The 18,681-nt window shown below is 28.3% G+C and carries 21 protein-coding genes and 1 tRNA gene; 2 read left to right on the top strand and 20 right to left on the bottom strand.

From position 1 onward, the window contains the following. Positions 1-16: 16 nt before the first annotated feature. Genes fmt through AC4PG3_RS06950 form a run of 8 tightly spaced genes read right to left on the bottom strand, consistent with a single transcriptional unit; the run spans position 17 to position 7,171 of the window. Complete coding sequence (gene fmt, locus AC4PG3_RS06985) at positions 17-949, bottom strand: methionyl-tRNA formyltransferase (RefSeq protein WP_492195944.1); 933 nt, start codon at positions 947-949, stop codon at positions 17-19. A gap of 1 nt (position 950) precedes the next feature. Further along, positions 951-1,427 (bottom strand): peptide deformylase, encoded by a 477-nt coding sequence (def, locus tag AC4PG3_RS06980; RefSeq protein ID WP_492195943.1) that lies wholly within the window; start codon positions 1,425-1,427, stop codon positions 951-953. Between the two features lie 11 nt (positions 1,428-1,438). Further along, positions 1,439-3,901 (bottom strand): primosomal protein N', encoded by a 2,463-nt coding sequence (gene priA / locus AC4PG3_RS06975; RefSeq protein WP_492195942.1) that lies wholly within the window; start codon positions 3,899-3,901, stop codon positions 1,439-1,441. Positions 3,902-3,940: 39 nt separating this feature from the next. Beyond that, entirely contained in the window at positions 3,941-5,164 is a 1,224-nt protein-coding gene (coaBC, locus tag AC4PG3_RS06970; protein ID WP_492195941.1) for a bifunctional phosphopantothenoylcysteine decarboxylase/phosphopantothenate--cysteine ligase CoaBC, read from the bottom strand. Positions 5,165-5,172: 8 nt separating this feature from the next. After that, positions 5,173-5,382: a DNA-directed RNA polymerase subunit omega gene (rpoZ, locus tag AC4PG3_RS06965; protein ID WP_492195940.1), complete on the bottom strand. Its 210-nt coding sequence runs from the start codon at positions 5,380-5,382 to the stop codon at positions 5,173-5,175. Continuing rightward, a complete protein-coding gene (gmk, locus tag AC4PG3_RS06960; protein WP_492195939.1) occupies positions 5,383-5,997 on the bottom strand; it encodes a guanylate kinase in 615 nt (204 codons plus the stop codon). Positions 5,998-6,019: 22 nt separating this feature from the next. After that, on the bottom strand, positions 6,020-6,277 hold the full coding sequence (gene remA, locus AC4PG3_RS06955; protein WP_492195938.1) for an extracellular matrix/biofilm regulator RemA: 258 nt from the start codon (positions 6,275-6,277) through the stop codon (positions 6,020-6,022). 12 nt (positions 6,278-6,289) lie between these two features. Beyond that, complete coding sequence (locus tag AC4PG3_RS06950; RefSeq protein WP_492195937.1) at positions 6,290-7,171, bottom strand: YicC/YloC family endoribonuclease; 882 nt, start codon at positions 7,169-7,171, stop codon at positions 6,290-6,292. Between the two features lie 248 nt (positions 7,172-7,419). On the opposite strand from AC4PG3_RS06950, the gene AC4PG3_RS06945 reads away from it, so the two are divergent. Continuing rightward, entirely contained in the window at positions 7,420-9,195 is a 1,776-nt protein-coding gene (locus AC4PG3_RS06945; RefSeq protein WP_492195936.1) for an Rqc2 family fibronectin-binding protein, read from the top strand. Positions 9,196-9,199: 4 nt separating this feature from the next. Here AC4PG3_RS06945 and pyrR read toward each other — a convergent pair whose 3' ends face one another. From pyrR to AC4PG3_RS06895, 10 genes are all read right to left on the bottom strand, one after another. Next, the gene (gene pyrR, locus AC4PG3_RS06940; protein WP_492195935.1) at positions 9,200-9,733 is read right to left on the bottom strand and encodes a bifunctional pyr operon transcriptional regulator/uracil phosphoribosyltransferase PyrR; all 534 of its coding nucleotides are present in this window, start codon (positions 9,731-9,733) and stop codon (positions 9,200-9,202) included. Between the two features lie 4 nt (positions 9,734-9,737). Further along, positions 9,738-10,646 (bottom strand): RluA family pseudouridine synthase, encoded by a 909-nt coding sequence (locus AC4PG3_RS06935; RefSeq protein WP_492195934.1) that lies wholly within the window; start codon positions 10,644-10,646, stop codon positions 9,738-9,740. 8 nt (positions 10,647-10,654) lie between these two features. Then, the gene (gene lspA / locus AC4PG3_RS06930; protein WP_492195933.1) at positions 10,655-11,110 is read right to left on the bottom strand and encodes a signal peptidase II; all 456 of its coding nucleotides are present in this window, start codon (positions 11,108-11,110) and stop codon (positions 10,655-10,657) included. A gap of 86 nt (positions 11,111-11,196) precedes the next feature. Next, positions 11,197-11,724 (bottom strand): DivIVA domain-containing protein, encoded by a 528-nt coding sequence (locus AC4PG3_RS06925; RefSeq protein WP_492195932.1) that lies wholly within the window; start codon positions 11,722-11,724, stop codon positions 11,197-11,199. Between the two features lie 13 nt (positions 11,725-11,737). Next, positions 11,738-12,532: a YlmH family RNA-binding protein gene (locus AC4PG3_RS06920; RefSeq protein ID WP_492195931.1), complete on the bottom strand. Its 795-nt coding sequence runs from the start codon at positions 12,530-12,532 to the stop codon at positions 11,738-11,740. Next, on the bottom strand, positions 12,529-12,795 hold the full coding sequence (locus tag AC4PG3_RS06915; protein ID WP_492195930.1) for a YggT family protein: 267 nt from the start codon (positions 12,793-12,795) through the stop codon (positions 12,529-12,531). Before AC4PG3_RS06915 ends, AC4PG3_RS06920 begins: the two co-directional genes overlap by 4 nt. A 21-nt stretch (positions 12,796-12,816) precedes the next feature. Continuing rightward, positions 12,817-13,233, bottom strand: a complete 417-nt coding sequence (locus AC4PG3_RS06910) for a cell division protein SepF (RefSeq protein WP_492195929.1) — start codon at positions 13,231-13,233, stop codon at positions 12,817-12,819. Between the two features lie 11 nt (positions 13,234-13,244). Further along, complete coding sequence (locus AC4PG3_RS06905; protein ID WP_492198209.1) at positions 13,245-13,877, bottom strand: YggS family pyridoxal phosphate-dependent enzyme; 633 nt, start codon at positions 13,875-13,877, stop codon at positions 13,245-13,247. Positions 13,878-13,947: 70 nt separating this feature from the next. After that, positions 13,948-15,207 (bottom strand): biotin/lipoyl attachment domain-containing protein, encoded by a 1,260-nt coding sequence (locus AC4PG3_RS06900; protein WP_492195928.1) that lies wholly within the window; start codon positions 15,205-15,207, stop codon positions 13,948-13,950. Positions 15,208-15,220: 13 nt separating this feature from the next. Then, positions 15,221-15,586 (bottom strand): hypothetical protein, encoded by a 366-nt coding sequence (locus AC4PG3_RS06895; RefSeq protein WP_492195927.1) that lies wholly within the window; start codon positions 15,584-15,586, stop codon positions 15,221-15,223. A gap of 355 nt (positions 15,587-15,941) precedes the next feature. Between AC4PG3_RS06895 and AC4PG3_RS06890 the strand changes: the two genes are divergently transcribed. Then, positions 15,942-16,018: transfer RNA gene (locus AC4PG3_RS06890), tRNA-Pro, on the top strand. 39 nt (positions 16,019-16,057) lie between these two features. On the opposite strand, the gene spoIVA is transcribed toward AC4PG3_RS06890, so the two are convergent. Beyond that, a complete protein-coding gene (spoIVA, locus tag AC4PG3_RS06885; RefSeq protein ID WP_492195926.1) occupies positions 16,058-17,536 on the bottom strand; it encodes a stage IV sporulation protein A in 1,479 nt (492 codons plus the stop codon). 112 nt (positions 17,537-17,648) lie between these two features. Next, on the bottom strand, positions 17,649-18,677 hold the full coding sequence (locus tag AC4PG3_RS06880) for an NAD(P)H-dependent glycerol-3-phosphate dehydrogenase (RefSeq protein WP_492195925.1): 1,029 nt from the start codon (positions 18,675-18,677) through the stop codon (positions 17,649-17,651). Positions 18,678-18,681 lie beyond the last annotated feature (4 nt).

Raw genomic sequence — 18,681 nt, 5'->3', positions numbered from 1 at the left:
TAATGCTCCTTTCTAATTACTCTAAAATGACTCCTTTGTCAATACTATTCCCTTTAAGATAGTCTTTAACAGACATACTTCTTTTATTTGGAAACTGTAACTCCTCTATTAATAAAGTCTTATCTTTAGTAGATACATATATACCTTCATCACAAACTTTTGTAACTTCACCTATTTCACCTTTAGATTCTTCATCTAAAACTTTAGCCTTATGAATCTTCATAGAAATACCTTTATAGCTTGTATAAGCAGTAGGCCAAGGTTTAAGACCTCTTACTCTATTTACAATGTCTTGAGAAGAATTATTCCAATCTATTTTCCCTGTATTTTTAAATATCATAGGAGCATAGTTTGACAAACTATCATCTTGAGCTATTCTTTTCACATTCTTCTGTACTATCATATTTAAAGTTTCTATAAGAACTTCTCCACCCAATTCAGATAATTTATCATGTAAACTAGGATAATCATCTTCTTGGGAAATTTTTATAGATTTTTTATTTAGCATATCTCCAGTATCAAGGCCTTCATCCATTTCCATTATAGTAACTCCTGTTTCCAATTCTCCATTTATTATAGCCCAATTAATTGGAGCTGCACCCCTGTATTTAGGAAGAAGAGAAGCGTGTACATTTATACATCCATATTTAGGAATAGATAATATTTCTTTTTTTAGAATTTGCCCAAAAGCTACTACTATTATAAAATCAGGAGAAATATCCCTTATCTTTTTTATAGATTCTTCACTATTTATATCATCAGGCTGATATACGGGGAGCTGAAATTCTAAGGATTTTTCTTTAACTGGAGGAAATTTTATTTTTTTACCTCTTCCCCTTCTCTTATCACCTTGAGTTATAACTAAATCTATATCATAATTTTCATCATAAAATAAACATTCTAAAGTTGGTACTGCAAAATCAGGAGTACCCATAAATACTATTTTCATATTATAAATTCTCCTCACTATCGTCCTCATCACTTATATATTCTATTACTTTATCTGTATAAAGAATCCCATCTAAGTGATCTACTTCATGACAAATAGCTCTTGCTAAAAGTCCTGTTGCTTCTAGCTCTATTTCTTCATTGTTTTCATTTATATAATGAAGTTTTACCCTTTCAGGTCTATTAACTGTTCCTGATAAGCTTGGTACAGATAAACACCCTTCCATATCCACAATTTCTCCTTCTGTTTCTTTTATTTCAGGATTTACCATTTTAAAAATTCCATCACCTATATCTATTACTACCACTCTTCTTAATATCCCCACTTGAGGAGCAGCAAGTCCAATCCCATCAGCCTCTCTCATAGTTTCTTCCATATCCTCTAATAGAGTTAAAATTCTATCATCTATATTTTCTACCTTTCTAGATTTTTTTCTAAGAATTGGATCTCCATCTAATCTTATTTTACGTAATGCCATATTCTTACCTCCTATAATATTGTATTGGGATTAATGTCTATACTTAATTTAATATCCTCTATATCTATTTGACTTCTATTTATACATATTTCCTTTAATCTATTTTTAAACCTCTCCAAATATCCATCTTCTACTTTTAATATTATCTGCCATCTAAAATTATTTTTTATTCTTTCTAAAGGTGCAGGATAAGGACCTATTATATATTTTCTATAGTCTTCCTTATAAATTTCATATGTTTCTTTTCCAATTATATTATATATCTTATTTGAAGTCTTAACAACTTTAGTCTTATCAGCTCCATATATCAATATATTAATTAAGTTTATAAAGGGAGGATATAAAAATTCTTCTCTTAAAGATCTTTCCTTTTTATAAAAATTAAGATAATCTTGGTCTTTAGCATGTACAATACTGTAATGCTCTGGATTATATGTCTGTAGTATTACCTTACCTTCTACATCCCCTCTACCAGACCTACCTGCTACTTGTGTTATAAGCTGAAATGCCCTTTCTGCAGACCTAAAGTCTGGCAAATTAAGTGTAGTATCTGCAGCAATCACTCCAACTAGAATTACATCTTTAAAGTCTAAGCCTTTAGAAATCATCTGAGTTCCAATCAATATATCTATTTCTTTTCTCTTCATAGCTTCTAATATATCTTCATGACTACCTTTTTTAGTAGTAGTATCACTATCCATCCTAACTATATTAGCATGGGGGAAAAGTTCTCTGGTAATTTCTTCTACTTTTTCTGTTCCAATTCCAAAATATTTTATATATTTACTACCACAGGTAGGACATATTTTAGGTGGCATTTTTGTGATTCCACAATAATTACATCTAAGTCTATTCCCATTTTTATAATAAGTCATAGAAACATCACAATTATCACACTTAACTACATATCCACAATTCCTACAAGATACAAATGTAGAAAATCCTCTTCTATTTAAAAATAATATTATCTGCTTATTTAAAAGTAAAACCTCTTTTATACTTTCATATAGTGTATTACTAAATATACCCATATTTCCATCTTTTAGTTCTTCTCTCATATCTATTACTTCTACATCAGGCATATTTTGCTTTTTTACTCTATGCTTTAATTCAAGTAACTCAATTTCCCCTATCTCAGTTTTATAATAAGTCTCCATAGAAGGTGTGGCAGTACCTAATATTAAAGCTGCGCCTTCTAATTCACCTCTTTTTTTAGCTACTTCTATTGTGTCATATTTAGGGTTTTGAGAAGATTTATATGTGGATTCATGTTCTTCATCTATTATTACTAATCCTAAATTAGAAAATGGTGCAAATACAGCTGATCTTGCCCCTACAACTATCTTAGTCTTTCCTTCTTTTATACTTCTCCATTGATCAAACCTCTCTCCTTGAGATAATCTGCTATGGAGTATAGCTACCTCATTTCCAAATCTCCCTATGAACCTATCTATTGTCTGTGGAGTAAGAGATATCTCAGGAACTAATATAATTGTATCTTTGCCTTTATTCAACATGTATTCTACTAATTGTAGATAGATTTCTGTCTTTCCACTTCCTGTAACTCCGTGCAACAAAAAGTTTATGTTTTTATTTTCTTCTAAATTATATATGATTTTTTCATATACAATTTGTTGCTTAGAATTTAAAATATGCTTTTTATATTCTAAGATTTCTCTTTTTATAGGACTTCTTTGTACTTCTTTATTAAAGATTATTGCAACTTTTTTTTCTTCTAAGCGCTTTACTATGCTAAGAGAAGTGTTCAAATCCTTTAATATCTGATTTAAAGAGCTTTCTTTTTTTTCATTTAGATACATTGCTATTTCTAGTTGCTTTTTAGCTCTATTTCCAATTATATCTTTTATTTCATCCAAATTATAGCTTTCTAAGTCTAATCTTATCCACTTCTTTTTTTTCTTTCTAACTCTAGTTTGGATATCTATTGTATTACTTATAATATTTAAATTTTCTAAAAGGTTTAAATGCATATTTATGTTTGTAATTTTTAAATCTTTTTTTATCCTATCTAAGAGTACTTCATCTTTAGAGCTTAGATAATCTATTATTTTTTTCTCTTCCTCTGATTTAGCTCTATAATTATTATCTATTAATCTAATAAAAGTATTTATATCCTTATAATCTCCTGGTGGCAATATAGTTTTAAGACTATCTTTGAAAGAAGATAAATATTCTCTTTTCATCCACAAGCCTAGCTCTATTAAATTTTTACTAACTAAGGGCTTGTCATCTATTATATCGATTATTTTCTTTAATCTATAATTACCTGTAAATTCATCTTCTAAAAAAACTACTAAAGCCTTAATATACTTATCCCCTCTCCCAAAAGGTACCACAACTCTCATTCCTACTTTTAGTATATCATAAAATTTCTCATCTACAATGTAAGTAAATAATCTATCTACTTGAGAGGATTTATTATCAACTATTACTCTAGCATATTTTTTCGCCATATAATCATTCCTTCATTTAAAAAAGAAAAGCTAGCATATCTAGCTCTTCTTATCTATAATTTCTTTAACCTTACCTAATATGACTTTAGCAACTTGAGACTTATCCATTTTTTCATAAGTCTCTAGATTATTATCCCTATCTATAATCGTAATTATATTTGTATCTGCTTTAAACCCTGCGCCTTCTTTTGTTACATCATTTGCAACTATAAAATCTAAGTTTTTACTCTTTAATTTCTTTTTTGCATAATCTTCTATATTATCTGTTTCAGCTGCAAAGCCTACTATTACTTGATCCTTTTTTTGACTTCCATAATGCTTTAAAATATCTGGATTTCTAACTAGCTTTATACTTAAAACTTCATCTTTAGATAAAGTTTTTTTGATTTTTTTATCCTTAATCTCCTCTGGCCTATAATCAGAAGGGGCAGCTGCTTTAATTAAAACGTCACAATCATCAAAGTACTTTCCAACCGCATCAAACATTTCTAAGGTAGTTTTTACTTTTACAAGTTTTACTCCTTCTGGAGGATCGATTGATGTAGGTCCAGATATAAGAACTACCTCTGCTCCCCTATGAAAACTTTCCCTGGCTAAAGAATATCCCATTTTCCCGCTGGAATGATTTGAAATAAATCTCACTGGGTCTATTGATTCTATAGTTGGACCTGCAGTTATTACCACTTTTTTGTTATTGAGATCCTTATTATTTGTAATTTCATTGTTAAAACTATTTATTAAATAATTTACTATATCTACAGGTTCTGCCATTTTACCCGCTCCATAATCTCCACATGCAAGGATACCTGTAGCAGGTTCTATAAATTCATAATCTAAGCTTTTTAATTTATTCATATTATCTTGAATTATTGGATTATTGTACATGCAAGTATTCATTGCAGGAGCAAATACAATCTTTGATTTAGATGCCATTACTACTGTAGTCAAAAGATTGTCTCCTATTCCATTAGCTATTTTACTTATAGTATTTGCCGTAGCAGGAGCAATCAAAATCACATCTGCCTTTTGAGCTAAAGATATATGCTCCACATCAAAGTGATCAATTTTATTAAACATACTTGTATGAACTGGATTGTTTGACATAGTCTGAAAAGTCAATGGATTTACAAACTCTTCACTTGCCTCTGTCATTATAACTTCTACTGTTGCATTTTGCTTTTTAAGTTTGCTCACAAGATCACAAGCTTTATATGCTGCTATGCCTCCAGTTACACCTAAAATAATAGTTTTTCCCTTTAACATTATCTCACCTACTTTATACTGTTTTTAGAAGGGTTTTCATAGGTAACTTTCCCCTCTGATATTTCCTCCATTGCAATACTTACAGGTTTTTTTGAATCTGTTTCTATCAAAGGCTGAGCTCCAGCTATTAATTGTCTAGATCTTTTTGATGTAAGCATTACTAAAGTATATTTGCTGTCTCCTTTTTTTAATGCGTTTTCCAATGGTGGGTTTAGCATTTATATTCCTCCCTTATCTATTATTTCTTTTTTAATATTGCTATGTCTCTTCACTCTTAATTTTTCAGCTTTTATAATGTGTTCTATATCTAATACTGCATCTTCTACTTTGTCATTTACTACAAAATAATCATATTCACCTACAAAGTCCAATTCTTTAAAGGCATTTTTAAATCTTCTCTCAATATCTTCTTTAGACTCTGTACCTCTTTTTATAATTCTATTTTTAAGCTCATCCATTGTAGGTGGTAATAAAAATACAAAAACTACATTTTTATAATTCTTTTTTACTTGTAAAGCACCTTGGACATCAATTTCTAATAATACAATTTCTCCCTTTTCAATTTGTTCAATTGCAAAATCCTTAGGAGTACCATAATAATTATTATGAACAAAGGCATGCTCTAGAAATTCATTGTTCTCAACTTTTTGTTTAAATTCTTCTTCTTCTAAAAAAAAGTAATTTACTCCATTTTCTTCAGTAGGTCGCTTTTTCCTAGTAGTAGCAGAAATAGAAAATATAATATCTTTATTTCTATTTAATAATGCTTCACTCACTGTTCCCTTACCGCATCCTGAAGGGCCTGAAATAACTAATAAAAATCCTTTAGACAATTTAATCCACCATCTTTCTATATTATTCATCATTTTCGTTTTTTGAACTAAATCTACCTGCAATAGTTTCTGGTTGAATAGCTGTAAGTATTATGTGTTCACTATCTGTAACTATAACAGCTCTGGTCTTTCTTCCATAAGTTGCATCAATTAATACTCCTTTGTCCCTACTTTCCTGTATCAATCTCTTTATAGGAGCAGATTCAGGACTTACTACAGATATTATTCTATTTGCCGACACAACATTTCCAAAACCAATATTTATTAATTTTATTGACATGAAAACAGCCCCTTATTCTATATTTTGAATTTGTTCTCTTATCTTTTCTATTATTGACTTTAAGTCTACTACAGTATTTGAAATACATACATCACTTGATTTGCTTCCAATAGTATTTATCTCTCGATTAAATTCTTGAATTAAAAAGTCTAATTTTCTTCCTATAGCATCATCTTCTTTAAATATTGCTTTAAACTGATTTATATGACTTTTTAGCCTTACTAATTCTTCATCAATACTACTTTTATCTGCAAATAGGGCTATTTCTGTGCTAATTCTTTCTTTATCTAGAGTTAAATTTTTATCTACTAATTCTCTTATTCTGTCTTGTAACTTTTCTTTATATTCTAATACTACTAGAGGAGCTCTTTTTTCTATTATCTCTATATTTTTTTCTGTACATTCCAATTTTAATAATATATCTTGTTTTAGAGATTCTCCTTCAGCTTTCCTCATACCTTCTAAATTATTCAAAGCTACTTCCATTGCCCTTGAAAGACTCTCACTAATTAAATCATTATCTACTTCTTTTTTCTCAAGCTTTATGATATCTGAGATATTTAAGATATTATTTAGCCTAATACTGTCTTCTAAATTTAATTCTTTTTTTAAATCTTCTAAAGCTAATTTATAAGATTTGGCTAATTGTGTATCTACTTTTATATCTAAAGCAGATTCATTTATATATTCTAAGTTTATATATACATCTACCTTACCTCTTTTAATATATGCTTTTATTCTTTTCTTTAAACTATCCTCTAAAAAGGAAATATGTCTAGGCATTCTAATTGAAATATCATTATATCTATGGTTTACTGTCTTTATTTCTACTTTAAACCTATATTCTTGATTTTCATATTCACCCATACCATAACCTGTCATACTCTTTACCAAATTTTCTCACCTCTTTATGACTTAAGTTAATTCATTATTATATATGTTATTATCTTTTAAAGCTATAGTTTATTACAAAATATTAATATATTTTTATTCTCTAACAAACTATTTTTATTTTTTATAATCCCCCAATATAAATTCTTTTCTAATTGAAATAAAACTCTCTATTAATTTATCAAGGTTTATAAAAACTTAAATAAATGATATACTCTTAATAATCTATAAATTTTGGAGGAATATAATATATGGCATTTGATGGTATAGTAACTAAATCAGTAGTAGATGAAGCTAGAAAGCTTTTATTAGGTGGTAGAATAGATAAAGTATATCAACAGGAGAGAGATGAAATTTTATTATTAATTCATTCAAATAGAAAAAACTATAAACTACTCTTATCTTCAAGTAGTAATAACCCTAGGATTTATATAACAGAACATTCTAAGAAAAATCCTCAAACTCCTCCTGTATTTTGTATGGTCTTAAGAAAATATTTAATTGGAGGAAAAATACTAGATATTAGACAACATCTTATGGATAGAGTTGTATTAATTGATGTATCTTTTTTAGATGAATTTGGAGAACTATCTAAAAAGACTCTTGTTATTGAAATAATGGGTAAACACAGCAATATAATTTTATTAGACAGTGAGACAAATAAGATAATAGATTCTATAAAAAAAGTAACTATTTCTATGAGTAGGGTAAGGCAAATTTTGCCAGGACTAGAGTATAGCTTCCCACCTGAAGGTGAAAAAATAAATCCCCTTGATCTCTTAGAAGATAAGTATTATAATGCTTTAACTAGTGAAAAACCTAATATAAAGATATTTAAATTCTTTTACTTTAATTATATAGGTCTTAGCCCTCTAATCAGTAGAGAAATCTGTTTTAAAGCAAATATAGATGGTGATACACCTATTAGTAATTTAACTAATACTCAAAAGAAGGATTTATATACTACTTTTAAAAATATAATTGCAAATATAAGTAATGATGAATACTCGCCACAATATGTGTTAGATGAATCTAATAGTATAATAGCTTTTCATAGCCTGGATATAAATCAATTCGGAAATTATAAAAAATATAATTTCGATTCTGTGTCCGAACTGTTGGATAAAGTCTACACAAAAAAAGATACTTCTGACAGAGTAAATCAAAAATCTCAATCAATAAGAAAGACTTTAACAACTAAATTAGATAGAGCTTTAAACAAGGTAGCGAAACAAAAAACTAAATTACTAGAAAGCAAGGATCGTGAGAAATATAAAGTATATGCTGATTTGATTTCTGCTAATTCTCATATTATTGGAAAAGGAGCAAAGAATGTAGAATTAAAGAATTTTTATGATGAAGAGATGAAGGAGATTAAAATTCCTTTAGATCACAAGATATCAGCTATAGAAAATGCTCAAAGGTATTATAAGAAATATTCTAAATTAAAAACTGCAGAAAATCTATTAAAATCACAAATCCCACAAACTCAAGATGAGATTTTATACTTGGAAAATGTATTAAATAGTATTGACAATGCTGAAGAAGTAGAGGAATTAGATGAAGTTAAAGAAGAACTTATCTCTGAAGGATATTTAAGGGGAAAAAAGGATAAGAAAAGAAAAAATAAAAAACAAAAATTATCTAAACCACATCATTATATTTCAAAAGATAATTATCATATATATGTGGGAAAAAACAATCGACAGAATGATGAATTGACACTTAAATTTGCAAATAAAAATGATCTATGGATGCATGTCAAAGATATGCCAGGAAGTCATGTAATTATCAGAAATGATACAAATGAGATACCTGAATCTACATTAGAGCAAGGAGCAATTTTAGCAGCTTTTTATAGTAAGGCTAAATATTCAAATAATGTTTCTGTAGACTTTACAGAGAAAAAAAATGTAAGAAAATCTAAAAACTCTAAACCAGGAATGGTCATTTACGATAATTTTAAAACTATAAATATAAGACCTAAAAAGGAATTAGTTGAAAATATAAGAAAGTTAGAAGATTAATCTTCTAACTTTCTTTTATATTTACTTCATCTATATTGTCTAATTCTTCAAAGTTTACATCTACTATCTCTGTCTTAGAAGTAGGCACATTTTTCCCTACATAATCTGGTCTTATTGGAAGTTCTCTATGACCTCTATCTATTAATACTGCGAGCTGAACTTTTTTTGGCCTTCCATGCTTTATCAAAGCTTCTAAAGCTGCTCTAACAGTTCTCCCTGTATAAATTACATCATCTACTAAGACTATATTTTTATCTCTTATATCTGCATTAAAGTCTTCATTTACAACTGGTTGAGTTCCTATTTCTGATAAATCATCTCTATATAGAGTTATATCTAGATTATAAACTGGAACACTTACCTCTTCTATTTCTTTGATCTTTTTAGATAATCTATATGCAAAAGGCACTCCTCTAGTCTTTATACCAACTAGTATAAGATCTTCTACACCTTTATTTCTCTCGATAATTTCATTTGCTATACGCACAGTAGCTCTTCTCATAGCCTTTTCATCTAATATCTTTGCTTTTATATTCATTATTTCACCTGCTTTTTTTTATTTTTTGCATTGCCTTTTGAAATCTTACTGGTATCTTCGTTTCAAACTCCATATATTTATTAGTTCTTGGATGAAAGAAACCTATTTTAATACAGTGGAGTAATTGATGACTAATATTAAACGGACTCTCTCCAGTAAAATATGCCTTATCTCCCAGTACTGGATGGTTTATATGTGCAAAATGGGCTCTAATTTGGTGAGTTCTTCCAGTCTCTAAACTTGCTTCTACCAAAGTAAATTTGTCAAATCTCTCTAAAACTTTATAGTGGGTTATAGCTTCTTTCCCATTTTTATAGTTTACAACCATCTTTGTTCTATTTTTTTCATCTCTACCAATAGGTTCATCTATAGTTCCTCTATCTCTCTCTAATACTCCCTTCACTATCAATATATATATTCTTTTAACATCTCTTTTTTTAAATTTATCTGCTAAAAATTTATGTGAAAAATTATTTTTAGCAATAACTAAAAGTCCAGAAGTATCTTTATCAAGTCTATGAACTATTCCTGGTCTCAAGCTCTCACCTATGTCTGATAGTTTATCAAAGTGGTATATTAATCCATTTGCTAGTGTTCCATCTGGGTTTTTGTCCCCTGGATGAACTACTAGATCTAAAGGTTTATTTATAACAGCTATGTCCTCATCCTCATACACTATATCAAAATCAATCTTTTGAGGAATTAACTCTATAGGAGCTTCCTTTGGGATTTTTACTGTTATAAAGTCACCTTCTTTTATAGAATATCTTGGTTTCTGTACTACTTCATTTACTAATACATAGCCATCTTTAATAAGTTTCTTTAAAAAACTTCTAGAGTATTCTCCCATATTACTAGATAAGTAGCTATCCAATCTATCTCCATCTTTTACAACTTTGAATTTAAAATCCATAATTTCACCTAAATTTCCAATTTATCAAACATAACTAAGAATACTAGTAGTATAGTGCTCAGCACAATAAATATATCAGCCATATTAAATACGGGGAATTTATATCCATATAATAATTTAAAGCTAATAAAATCTATAACATAACCTAGTCTTATTCTGTCTATTAAATTTCCAGCAGAACCTGCAATTAACATTGAAAAGGTTAAGACGCTCAAAGTATTCATAATGTTTTTATATTTTATCAAATAAAATGTCAAAAATAATATTATAAGCATAGTTATAATTATAAAAAAAGCTCTCTTATCCTCTAAAATTCCAAAGGCTGCACCTCTATTTTCAACATAAGCAAATTGAAAAAAATCTTTTATTATAACATAAGGACGCCTGCCTTTTAAATATTTTACAGCTGTGTACTTTGTAATTTGATCTATAAATATCAGCACACTAGTTAATACTAATATCAAATTTTTTCCCCCTAGTCTAAATATGTCTCTGTATCATAAATACAATTAAAATAGAAATATTTCTATTGAAAAAAATATAAGGGCTATTAAGCCCCTAGGTCCTGAATATCATCTATCTCTTGGTCATCATTATCAATATCCAGATTAAATTCTCCTTCTTGATGATCTATTTTTTCATAAAAATCTTCTAGGGATAGAAGTTGTGCTTCTATAAAAGATTTATATCTAGTTTTAAACATAAATATTTCTCTCTTGAGACTTTCATATTCTTCCCTTATACTTATGACATCTTCTTTAGCTTTATTTTTTATTTCTCTTCCACTTGCCTCAGCATCTTCTATTATATTTTCAGCTTTTTTCCTAGCTGCAGTAGTCACTTCATCTGCAGTAGATTGTGCGACTACTAATGTACTCTTTAAAGTCTCTTCTAGAGTATTATATTGACGTATTTGGTCTGCCAACATATTTACTTTATCCTTTAGCTCTATATTTTCTTTATAAAGTTTTTCATAATCTTCTATTATTTCATCCAAAAACCCATCCACAGACTTAGAATTATATCCTCTAAATGATTTATTAAATTCTTTATTTTGAATATCTAAGGGGGTAATCATTTGTATCACTCCATTATATAAGTATTCTGATAATAATATTTAACTTTCCCTTCTTACTATGTCCTTCAAATGAATGAATTATAAATCTACCAAAACCTTTTACTGAAACTATATCACCTATTTGTAATTCTTTAGAACCCTTGTATATAGTTTCCCAATTCACTTTAACTTTATTAGAATTGATTATTTTAGAACTTTCATTTCTAGAAACATTGCAAACAAAACTCACTACTAAATCAAGCCTTAAAGAATTTAGAAATCCTCTTACTTCGTTAAATTTAGGCTCCTTATAATAGATTTTTTCTAAAGGAAATTCTTCTACATTCACATTTTGATTTCCAACTTTTTCTAGATTAAACAACAAAAAGTCCTTTATATCCTTTTTTAAAATTACAAATGCAGAATCTTCATGTGTTTGAATGTCTCCTATTTTCGCCCTTTTTATTCCTAGTTTGAGTATAGAACCTAAATAATCTCTATGATTAAACTTACTTAAAATACTGGTTACTTTTAAACAACATAAATCATATTCTATGTCGTTTTCATCATAATAATCCTTAAATATGGATATAACCTTTCTTTCCGATTCTTCATAACCCCCATATTCGCCATAATTTATATTTTTAAATTTATTTAATATGGATTTGGCTAAAACTATCTCATATGGATCTAAAAAATCAGTTATCTCCACACTATGGTTTTTATTTGTTATATTAATTTTGTCTAATATTCTTCTCATTTTCACCAATTTATCAGGATCTTTAATATGTGAAATATATTTTGCAGACTTTGTATCTGTTATCTTCAAAATAATATAATCCTCACTACATAAAGTATAGACCTTAATATAAATATTGCTACTATAGGTGAAAAGTCAAACATTCCTGTATTTATTCCTAGCTTAGAAATAATTTGTCTTCCAATACCTAGTACTGGTTCTGTAAGTTGATATACAAAACTAGTTATGGGATTATAAGAGTTTATACGCAAAATAGACATAAATATCCTTACTACTATTAAAAATTCAACAAAGTTAACAAAAATTCCTAAAGACCTATATAAAGTTATCATATGCAACTCCCGATAATTTTTTTACCAAGGGAATATTCCCTTGCTTTGTAATTCTTCCTTTAATCCATCAATTTCTACATTTTTTGGAGCCAAAATAAATATGTCTTTTGTAACTTTTTGAATCTTACCTTCAATTGCATATAAAGCCCCATTTATAAAATCAAATATTTGTCTTTTCAATGATTGTTCAAGCTGCTCAAAATTTACTATAACAGCTTTTCTAGTTTTTAAATCATCTACTATTTCTGGTGCTTCCTCATAACTTAAGGGCTCATGTACTACAATTTTCATATTACTATTAGTATGGATATTAACAACATTATTATTTATTTTTTTTGTTTTTGTTGGTATTCCAACTTCTATATCTTCTTCGAACTCATCTTCTTCATAGTCATCTACTCCAATAAAATACTTGAATTTTTCCATAAAATTAGACATAATCAATCCTCCTAATATTTTCTTTTCCCAAAGATTGAAGAACCTACACGAACCATATTTGATCCTTCTTCTATGGCAATTTTATAATCATTGCTCATTCCCATGGACAAATAGGTCATATCTAAATCTTTGTAGTTTCTAGCTTCAATATTTTCTTTTAAATTGTACATTTTTCTAAATACATTTCTAAGCAATTTTGTATCATCTGTATATGGTGCTATGGTCATTAATCCCTTCACTTTTATATTTTCAAATTTTAAAATACTTTCTATAAAGGGAAGTACTTCTTTTAAGCTTAAACCAAACTTACTTTCTTCCTCTGCTACATTTACCTGTATTAAAGCTTGCACTTTAATATCCTCTATTTTAGCTCTTTTATCTAATTCTTTTGCTAAAGATAATCTGTCAAGGGAATGAATCAATTGAACTTTATTAATAATATTTTTAACTTTATTTGTTTGTAAATGTCCAATCATATGATAGTTTACCTTATCACCAAAGTGATCTATCTTTTTCTCAAGTTCTTGAACTCTATTTTCGCCAATATCACTAACTCCCAAATCTAAAGCTTCTTGTATTGCCTGTGGGGCTATAGTCTTTGTAACAGCAATAAGCTTTACATCTTCAGAATTCCTTCCTAAGATTTCTAAAGTATTATTTATATCTTCACAGACAAATTTTAAATTATCCTTAATACTAATTTTTATCTCCTCCTCAATTTATAATTTGTCCTTCTTTTACCCTATTTGGTTTTAAAAATATTTCATCATATAATTCAACTGTTTTGACAGGTTCTTTTGTTGATGAATTCTCTATATATCCAGATTTCCCTCTATCAATATATGTATATTCATCCTCTTCCCCTATAACTATTATAGGTTTGAATTTTACTATCCCATTAAAATCTTTAATATAAACGCCTTTCTGTTTGTCAATTTCAACTATTGTATTAGTAGGGATTTTAAGCCCATTTTTGCTAGATTTTAATATATTTAAGTTTACAAACCTTTGTTTATAATAATCTTGAAAATAATTTTTGAACTCTAATATAACTACAGCTTTTTTATCTGTTTTATTTATTTGTATTATTTTTCCTTTTATTTGTCTATTTTCATCTAAAAAACTTATATTCATATAATTATTTACTTTATAAGGATTAATATCATCTATATCTTCTATCTTAAGAGCTAAATACCAATTAAAATTATCCATTATTTTAAATCCTTTGAGATTTGATTTTGTTTGCTGTGAGAAATCTAGGTTTTCATAAGTATAGTTTTCAAAATCCTTAGGTATATATATTTTTTCATAGCCATCTATTTCATAAGAAAGTATACCAGAAGATGTAGTTTTATAATATACATTATTTTTACTTATCTTTTCTTCTAAATCCTTTTTTCTTTCTTCCAACATTTCTAAACCTTGATTAATTAAGTTTTTATTATTGAAAATTTCTGAGTCCTTTTTTTCATAAAAATTCAAACTATTATTTGATGAAGTTATAGCATCAAAATTTCCATCTATAATATTATTTTGTATGTCACTAATCAACTCTTTTTTGTTTTTATTTATATTTTCTTTATCCTTTTCAAATACATCCTCTATATTATCTTTTTCCTTTAGTACACTTATTGAATTTTCAACTTCTTTTAATTCATATTTTAAAGAAGACATATCTTTTAAGAAATTTAAATTGGCAACATTAACTCCCACAGGAACTCTGTCACCTTCATTTATTTTTTTTTCTACTACCCCTTGTCCACTAAATTCAAAAACTTCTTCATGTTTTATAATAACTCCCTCTGCTTGAAATTCTTCTTTGAGAGTATCTAAAGTAGCCAAGGTTGTCTTAGAACTATTTCCAAATATAATTGGAGTAGAGCGGAAAAATAAATATAAAAAAACAAAAAATATTAAAGATATTCGAAGTTTTCTTCTTAATAACCTTCTTTTTTCTCTTTTTTCATAAGACATCTCATCACCCTCATTAAAAGAAGCTCCCATATTTACTTATAATTTTAAAGTCAGAAATGTTTTCTACTTTGCATTTTACTATTTCATTTTTACGGGTAATCAAATGTATGGCCTTCTCAGATTTTTTTGCTCCTATAATTATGCCATTAAATCTCTTTTTTTCTTTTGTTATAACTTTTATCTCATCACCTGTTTTAACTTTTGAACCATATAATATAAACTCATTCATATCTATTTGATCTAAATCACTTTGAGTGACATGTTTGTTATCTAATAAAATTATATTTTTTTTAAGATACATTTTTTCTTTTATAACTGATAAAATGTATCCAAATACACTAACTATAAAAAATATTATCAATAAATTGTAAAAAAACAAATTCTTTCCTCCTAATGATTACTTAACTTTTATTATAACACAATTAAATTTGCTTTTAAACTAAGATATTTATTTTAAGTTTCAAAAACTATATTTTATTTATCATTTATGATAAGATTTGTTATGATTATAGATCCATATTAATTTTTTATTCTATTATTTTGTTTATTGTATCTTCATTTGTATGAATATAACCCTAACATTTTTAAATATTGTAATAAATTTCACATAAAAACTCTGTTGCTTGCAAAAGGTTTGCAGTTTGGAAACAAACATGCTATAATATTGATTGTCAATAAAAATAAAAACCTTGCAGTCTAGTATATAACTGGACTATAAGGAAATATAAATATGACGGGATGTAGCGCAGTTTGGTAGCGTACAAGTCTGGGGGACTTGGGGTCGCAGGTTCAAATCCTGTCATCCCGACCAACAAAAATAAGACTAGATTAATCTAGTCTTATTTTTATATTACACTATTATACATATTAAGCCGCCACTACCATCATTTAAAATTTTCTCTAAGGCTCTTCTCAACTTTTGTCTTGCATCTTCAGGCATAGTACTTAGTTTACTGCTTAATTGTTCGTTTACCAATTCATATAAAGATTTTCCAAATAAGTTTGATTGCCATATCTTTGAAGGCTCTCCTTCAAATTCTGATAAGAAGTATTGTACCAGCTCCTCCGATTGTTTTTCAGAACCAATTAAAGGTGATACGTCCGTAGTTATATCTGCCCTCATAACATGAAGAGATGGAGCCTTTGCTTTTAATTTTACTCCAAACTTGTTTCCTTGTCGATATATTTCAGGCTCTTCTAATTCTAACTCCTCTAAACTTGGACTTACTAAGCCATAGCCAATTTCTCTTGCCTCAACAAGAGCTTTTTCTATTTTATCATATTCTTTTTTTGTATTTGCAAGCTTGGTTATCATACTTAGTATTTGGTGATCTCCCTCTATTTCATATCCTGTAATTTCATTTAATATGCTATAGAATAGTCCATCTTCTACTACAATCTCACAATGTACTACACCTTCACCTAAGTTTATTTCTTTTATTAAAATTTCTTTTACAGAATCTAAATCTTTCAATGGGTTTAGACATTGATTTACTTGATTTAACTTTTGCAAGTCCTTAATTGACGGTTTTAAAGAATTCATAATTCCTGATTTTATTCTGTGATTTCTCTTTAATCCTTCAATCCACCCTGGAAGATTGATTGTGATCTCTTTTACAGGGAATTCATAGAGGAGTTTTTCAAATATATTTTCTACATCTGAAATCTGCATGTTTAAACAATCCATTGGTACAACAGATATCCCATACTTATTCTCTAAACTCTGTTTTAAGGCAATAGTAGTATCTAAATTTGGGTGCTTAGTATTTAAAATAATTATAAAAGGCTTATCTAATTCTTGTAATTCTCCTATAACTCTTTCTTCTGCTTTAATATAATTTGACCTGTCTATATCTGTTATAGATCCATCTGTAGTTATTACAAATCCAATTGTAGAATGGTCTTGAATTACTTTTTTAGTTCCTATTTCTGCAGCTTGTTCAAATGGAATTTCTTCATCATACCAGGGAGTTGATACCATCCTAGGTAATTGATCTTCTTCATGTCCTAATGCTCCCTTTACTAAATAACCTACACAATCTACCATCCTGACTTTTAATTTTATATTTTCCTTAATGGTCATTTCCACTGCTTCATTTGGAACAAATTTAGGTTCAGTTGTCATAATCGTTTTTCCTGCTCCACTTAAGGGTAATTCATCTTTTGCTCTTTCTTTTTTATGAACATTTTCAATATTAGGCAATACTAAAAGCTCCATGAATCTTTTGATAAAGGTTGACTTACCAGTTCGTACAGGGCCTACTATTCCTGCATAGATATCTCCATCTGTTCTTTGCCCTATATCCTCGTATATATCAAAGGTATTCATTTTTCCCCCTCCTATCTACTTTTTTTAAACAATACTTGATAATATATATATACGTAGGATTTTTTTTAATATTACAAACATAATAAAAAAACCTGCTAAATCTAGCAAGTTTTTACCATTTTATATCTTTATCTACTACTATGTTTTCCATTTCATATTTTTTATCTCTTCCCATTAAATCTGGTACAGAGTCCTTTACATTTTTTCCTCTATATAATACATTATATAGTTCATTTGTAATAGGCATATCTACACCTTCTCTTTTAGCTAATTCATATGCAGATTTAGTAGTCTTTATCCCCTCTACAACCATGCCTACTTCATTTATAGACTGTTCTATAGTTTTGCCTTGCCCTATTAAAATTCCTGCTCTCCTATTCCTACTGTGCTTACTAGTACATGTTACTATTAAGTCTCCAATACCAGCAAGTCCAGAAAAGGTACTTGAGCTAGCTCCCATCTTCTCACCTAATCTAGATATCTCAAAAACACCTCTGGTCATTAAAGCCGCTTTAGCATTATCTCCGTAGTTTAACCCATCTGAAATACCGGCACCTAAAGCTATAATATTTTTTAAAGCACCACCCAGCTCTACTCCTACAATATCAGGATTAGTATATACTCTAAAACTTGGAGTCATAAATATATCTTGCACATATTCTGCCACATTTTTAGAAAGAGCTGCAGAAACAACAGTTGTAGGTAAATCTAATGCCACTTCTTCTGCATGAGAAGGACCTGAAAGAATCGCATATTTATTCTTAGGTAAAATTTCTGCTACAATTTCTGATATTCTCATCAAAGTATTATTTTCTATTCCCTTAGCCACATTTACAATTATTTGTTCTTCCTTTATAGAGGATTTACATTTTTCTAAAATTTCTCTTACTCCATGAGTTGGTATAGATAGAAGTAATATATCTTTATTATAAATAGATTTTTCTAAGTCATTGGAAAGGTTTAAGTTTTTAGGTAGTTTTATATTTGGTAAATATTTTTTGTTTTCTCTATTATAAATCATTTCTTCTATTTGAGCTTTATTTCTACCCCACATCTCCACATCTAAACCCTTATTAGCTAGTAGTACCCCTAAAGCAGTACCCCAACTACCTGTTCCAAGTATTCCAATTTTTTTGTTCACATTC

The sequence above is a fragment of the Tissierella sp. QWL-11 genome (assembly GCF_058683765.1).
This window is presented reverse-complemented; position numbering and strand designations above follow the sequence as displayed.